The sequence below is a fragment of the Streptomyces doebereineriae genome (assembly GCF_031845645.1).
GTDB lineage: Bacteria > Actinomycetota > Actinomycetes > Streptomycetales > Streptomycetaceae > Streptomyces > Streptomyces canus.
The window spans coordinates 1-4,023 of the sequence record NZ_JAVREZ010000048.1; the positions used below are offsets into that span (position 1 = coordinate 1).

At 51.4% G+C, this 4,023-nt stretch carries 9 protein-coding genes; 5 read left to right on the forward strand and 4 right to left on the reverse strand.

What is annotated here, in order from left to right; genetic code table 11:
- Window positions 1-117 precede the first annotated feature (117 nt).
- From RNB18_RS50565 to RNB18_RS50585, 5 genes are read left to right on the forward strand one after another with little or no spacing between them, the layout of a single operon-like run.
- Window positions 118-987: a replication initiation protein gene (locus RNB18_RS50565; RefSeq protein ID WP_003690219.1), complete on the forward strand. Its 870-nt coding sequence runs from the start codon at window positions 118-120 to the stop codon at window positions 985-987.
- Window positions 988-990: 3 nt separating this feature from the next.
- Complete coding sequence (locus RNB18_RS50570; RefSeq protein ID WP_003690220.1) at window positions 991-1,233, forward strand: HTH domain-containing protein; 243 nt, start codon at window positions 991-993, stop codon at window positions 1,231-1,233.
- The gene (locus RNB18_RS50575) at window positions 1,230-1,475 is read left to right on the forward strand and encodes a hypothetical protein (protein WP_003690221.1); all 246 of its coding nucleotides are present in this window, start codon (window positions 1,230-1,232) and stop codon (window positions 1,473-1,475) included. The genes RNB18_RS50570 and RNB18_RS50575 overlap by 4 nt, the downstream gene beginning before the upstream one ends.
- A gap of 2 nt (window positions 1,476-1,477) precedes the next feature.
- Complete coding sequence (locus tag RNB18_RS50580; RefSeq protein WP_003690223.1) at window positions 1,478-1,663, forward strand: DUF5397 family protein; 186 nt, start codon at window positions 1,478-1,480, stop codon at window positions 1,661-1,663.
- Window positions 1,663-1,941, forward strand: a complete 279-nt coding sequence (locus tag RNB18_RS50585) for an endoribonuclease VapD (protein WP_003690225.1) — start codon at window positions 1,663-1,665, stop codon at window positions 1,939-1,941. Before RNB18_RS50580 ends, RNB18_RS50585 begins: the two co-directional genes overlap by 1 nt.
- On the opposite strand, the gene RNB18_RS50590 is transcribed toward RNB18_RS50585, so the two are convergent.
- From RNB18_RS50590 to RNB18_RS50605, 4 genes are all read right to left on the reverse strand, one after another.
- Entirely contained in the window at window positions 1,919-2,173 is a 255-nt protein-coding gene (locus tag RNB18_RS50590) for a Cryptic plasmid protein A (RefSeq protein ID WP_003690227.1), read from the reverse strand. The two genes, RNB18_RS50585 and RNB18_RS50590, sit on opposite strands and share 23 nt — an antisense overlap.
- A gap of 46 nt (window positions 2,174-2,219) precedes the next feature.
- A complete protein-coding gene (locus tag RNB18_RS50595; protein WP_146711211.1) occupies window positions 2,220-2,861 on the reverse strand; it encodes an MbeB family mobilization protein in 642 nt (213 codons plus the stop codon).
- Window positions 2,862-2,944: 83 nt separating this feature from the next.
- A complete protein-coding gene (locus tag RNB18_RS50600) occupies window positions 2,945-3,562 on the reverse strand; it encodes a relaxase/mobilization nuclease domain-containing protein (RefSeq protein ID WP_003692170.1) in 618 nt (205 codons plus the stop codon).
- Window positions 3,559-3,939 carry a MobC family plasmid mobilization relaxosome protein gene (locus RNB18_RS50605; protein ID WP_014580441.1) on the reverse strand — a complete coding sequence of 127 codons (381 nt, stop codon included), beginning with the start codon at window positions 3,937-3,939 and terminating at the stop codon, window positions 3,559-3,561. Before RNB18_RS50605 ends, RNB18_RS50600 begins: the two co-directional genes overlap by 4 nt.
- Window positions 3,940-4,023: the final 84 nt, after the last annotated feature.

Consider the following 4,023-nt stretch of genomic DNA (forward strand, 5'->3'; position numbering starts at 1 on the left):
ATTATGGTTATTTTGACATAGTTGTATCATCTTAAAAACAAGCATACAATCTGCAAATCTTAGACAAAGCAAAACCCCCGCCAAACGCCAATCTGCACGGGGGTTTCGAGATACAACATGAGCCAATTATACACCCAACCCGACCTCTTCTTGCAAGAACGTATCCCACACAAGCCATACTGCAAAGATTTCAAAGAAGCGCCTATGCTGGTGCGCTCTTACGCTGCCGCCATCAAACGCCGCTACATCCAAGTCAATCCGCCGCATCTGCGTGTGTTTATGCTCTTTGACTTGGATTACGAAGGGGCGGGGTTGGCTTGGGAAGACAATAATCTGCCTATGCCTGCTTGGGCGGCAATCAACAGGGAAAACGGCGGCGCACACCTTGCCTATGCGCTTTCCGCGCCTGTGCTGACGGCGGAATACGGTGGGAGACAAAAAGCCCTGCGCTATCTTGCTGCACTTGAAGCAGCATATAAGGCGAAATTGCGCGGTGATGTGGGCTTTGTATCGCTGATTACGAAAAATCCCGAACATCCGCATTGGCTGACGCTGCGCGGCGTTCCTGACGCAATCAGGGGCTACGATTTGGAGTATCTTGCGGATTTCGTGGATTTAGACAAGTTTAAGCCCTATATCGGTCGCTCTAACGTGGAAGCGGTCGGATTAAGCAGAAATTGCACGGTGTTTAACCTTGTGAGCCGTTGGGCGCACAAAAACGTGTTGGCGTTCAAACAGCAGGGCTACACGGTGCAAGGCTGGCTGAAAGAAGTGCATTACCAGTGTATGCGGGTAAATGGGGATTTCCCTGTCCCGATGTGGGAAAAAGAAGTGAAATGTATCTCCAAATCAATCGCTAACTGGGTTTGGTACAAGTTTGATATTGCAGCCAGCAATCGACGGTTTTCGGAATTGCAGGCTCATCGGAATAGTTTGCGGAAAACAACCATCAATGCAGGCAGAACAAAAATCATCACGGAGCTTTGAAATATGGCCTATCCAAAACTGAAAACCACCAAGCGAGACGTTACGGCTAAAGAACTGGCAAAACGCTTCGGCTGTTCCACAAGAACCGTTTTTCGGGCATGGTCGCAATCCCGCGCCGACTACCTAGCCGAAAACTCTATCAGCCGCGATAAACCGTGGGAACACTTCGGCATTTCCCGCGCCACTTGGTACAGGCGCGGCAAGCCTATGCCGTCTGAAACTGACAACCAAAGCGAAACAGCATGACAAGATACGCAATAAACCGCGATGCTCTGTACTCGGCATTCAAAGATTTTCTGTATTCGGAAATTAACGCAAATCCTGCTTTGAAAAGCGCAACGGTTGATGATCTTGCAGATATAGTTCTAGCCAAAAAATGGAGAATTTTTCTGCCTGACGGCATCAAACGCACAACAGCCGAAAAAGCTGCCCAACGGGTTTTGTACATGACAAACCAGCCTGAAAACCAAACCCAACAGGAGAACTAACCATGCAAACCACTATCCCCACCGGTTCAATCCGCACCTTTGGCGATTACGGCGTGATGTACATCGTCGGCACGCCTGCCGAACAGCTTCCGGACGGCGATTGGCTCGTAAATATTGAACTGCCGGAAAGCGGCGAACACACGCAATACAAACTGTCCCACATCGTTCAAGACCCAAAGGCTGCCTAATGTACGCGATTTCTTTTGATTTGGTGGTTGCCGATACCGCTCAAAACCATCCGAAAGGCATTTCCCAAGCCTACGCGGATATTGGATACACCCTGCGGAAATTCGGCTTTACCCGCATTCAGGGAAGTTTGTACACCTGCCAAAACGAAGATATGGCTAACCTGTTTTCAGCCATCAACGAGCTAAAAGCTCTGCCTTGGTTTCCGTCTTCTGTCCGCGATATTCGGGCGTTCCGCATTGAGCAGTGGTCTGATTTCACAAGTCTTGTGAAGTCTTAACTGCCTTACCGTCCAACATCCGCCGCAGCCCTGCCAGTTTTTGGCGCGCTGCGGCGTTTTCTGTGCGTTTTAGGGCTTCGGGTAGGCTAGCCCCCAATACTTTGGCGATATTGCTCGGATAGGGCTTTCTCGCGCCCGCAATGCGGGTTTCTGCTTCCGCTACGGCTTCTGCCCCGTAGGTCTCTATCAGCCATGCGGCTGTTCGCCTGTCGCGTTCGTTCTCGGTAATCATCGGCTCATTCCCCATCCCCTGCTTTGGGTTCGTTTGTGTCGTTGGCTTATCGTTTGGCTGGTTGATTCAAGATTTCGCTCTGCCGTTGCTGTATTTCGCTCTGCCGCTCTAACTCGGCTGCCAAGCTCGCTAGCTGCTGCGCTAAACTCGTGTTTTCCTGCTCTAGCTCTGCCAACCTTTCGCCCAAGTGCGTTAAGGCTTTCATCATTCGCTGCTCGATTGCTGCGTGATTGCTCTCTAATTCCGCTAACGCGTCCAGCATTCGCTTCTCGGTCGCTACGCATACCCGCGTTGCTTTGCTGTTCTCGACTGGGCAATTTTCCAGTGTCAAACCTTTGGTCTTGGTTTCCAACAGGTCTAGGGTGCGCTCTGCTTCGGCTCTCTGCTGTTTCAAGTCGTCCAGCTCGTTCTTGACGCTCCATATCGCTATGAACAGCCCTGCTATGACTATCAACCCTGCCGCCGATATACCTAGCAAGCTCCACAGATAGGGCTTGAATACTGCCTTGCTCATGCGTAACTGCCGGGCGTTTATATCGGCGGTTATTTTCTGCTCGCTTTGCTTCAATGCCTCGTTGATATTTTTCCGTAACGTCTCTAAGTCTGCTTTCGTTTGTTGCTCTATGCTGGCGGCTTCGGTGCGTGATGTCTGCTCGAAGGTCTTCGCCAAATCGGAAATCTTGCTCATACAGTGCGCCTTTCAGTCGGATGTTGCGCCCTTTTGGGTCCGGGTTCTTGATGCTGATGCTGCTGATGGTCGCTCGTGATATTTCAAAACCTACCTTTTCCAGCGTTTCCAGCACGTCTGCGCGGCTTTTTAGCTTGCCTGATAGGGCTAGGGCTTCTAAGCCGTCTGTGATGCTCTGTGATGCTCTGTGCGGCTTCCTGCGTGTTTCTCGGCAGGTCTTTGGCTTGGGTCATGCTCTGCCGTTTGGCGGGGTCGTCTGGGTCGCTGTATCCGTGCGTCAGGTTCTGCATGGTGCGCCATGCGTCCACTCTTCCTCTGTCGGCGGCGTAGTAGTAGGGCTGTAACCGCTTTCCGCTCAAAAGCTCGATGTTCGGTATCACGAAGTTGAGTTCCAAACGCCCTTTGTCTCGGTGTTCTACCCATAGGCAGTTGTATTGGTCTTTGTCCAAGCCTGCAAAAATACACTCTTCGAAGCTGTCCATCAGGGCGTGTTTCTGTTCGGCGGGGATGTTGCTTTCTTCAAAGCTCAGGCAGCCGGCGGTGTATTTCTTGGCGTAATCGCTGCTGTTTATCAGGGCGGCGGTTTCTTCGGGGTCGCCGCGTAATAATCTGGCTTCTTCTCGGTCGCGGTCTTTGCCTAGAAGATAGTCTATCGGACCACTCCCGCCGCCTTTCCCCCTATTGAAAAACTGCACAATCATTGGGACTGCCATCCGTTCTTTTCTTTGGCTAAAAAATCCCGTAGGGAATTTAAGGAACGTTCCAACGCTGCCAGCTCGGTCGTCGCCTTGAGTGCTTCCACATTGCCCAACGTGCCGACCTTTGCGGCGGTGTTCAGGGCCTTGGCTATTTGGTTCAGGTTGTTACCCATGCCTGCAAGGACGCGCACGACTTCGGGCGGGAATTGGAATTTGACGGTTTTTTTGTCGGATGCTTTGCCATCTTCCAAAACCCGCTCCCGAATGTAGCGGGCTAAATTCGGATGGGTCTTCTGTCGGGTCAAAGTCTCAAACTCGGTCGGGCTGACTCGGATGATGAGTTGCTTTGTTCGCTTTTCGGCGGCACTCGAACCTGTCAAAAGGGCAAAATACCCCTGTTTTTGACTGCTTTCTGCTCAAAAAAACGGCATTTCATCACGGCATTTCGCCGATACTCCATGAAG

Bases quoted from the DNA above. Each gene is read 5' to 3' on its own strand.
- RNB18_RS50565 (WP_003690219.1), top strand. From the start codon at position 118: ATGAGCCAATTATACACCCAACCCGACCTCTTCTTGCAAGAACGTATC.
- RNB18_RS50570 (WP_003690220.1), top strand. From the start codon at position 991: ATGGCCTATCCAAAACTGAAAACCACCAAGCGAGACGTTACGGCTAAA.
- RNB18_RS50575 (WP_003690221.1), top strand. From the start codon at position 1,230: ATGACAAGATACGCAATAAACCGCGATGCTCTGTACTCGGCATTCAAA.
- RNB18_RS50580 (WP_003690223.1), top strand. From the start codon at position 1,478: ATGCAAACCACTATCCCCACCGGTTCAATCCGCACCTTTGGCGATTAC.
- RNB18_RS50585 (WP_003690225.1), top strand. From the start codon at position 1,663: ATGTACGCGATTTCTTTTGATTTGGTGGTTGCCGATACCGCTCAAAAC.
- RNB18_RS50590 (WP_003690227.1), bottom strand. From the start codon at position 2,173: ATGATTACCGAGAACGAACGCGACAGGCGAACAGCCGCATGGCTGATA.
- RNB18_RS50595 (WP_146711211.1), bottom strand. From the start codon at position 2,861: ATGAGCAAGATTTCCGATTTGGCGAAGACCTTCGAGCAGACATCACGC.
- RNB18_RS50600 (WP_003692170.1), bottom strand. From the start codon at position 3,562: ATGATTGTGCAGTTTTTCAATAGGGGGAAAGGCGGCGGGAGTGGTCCG.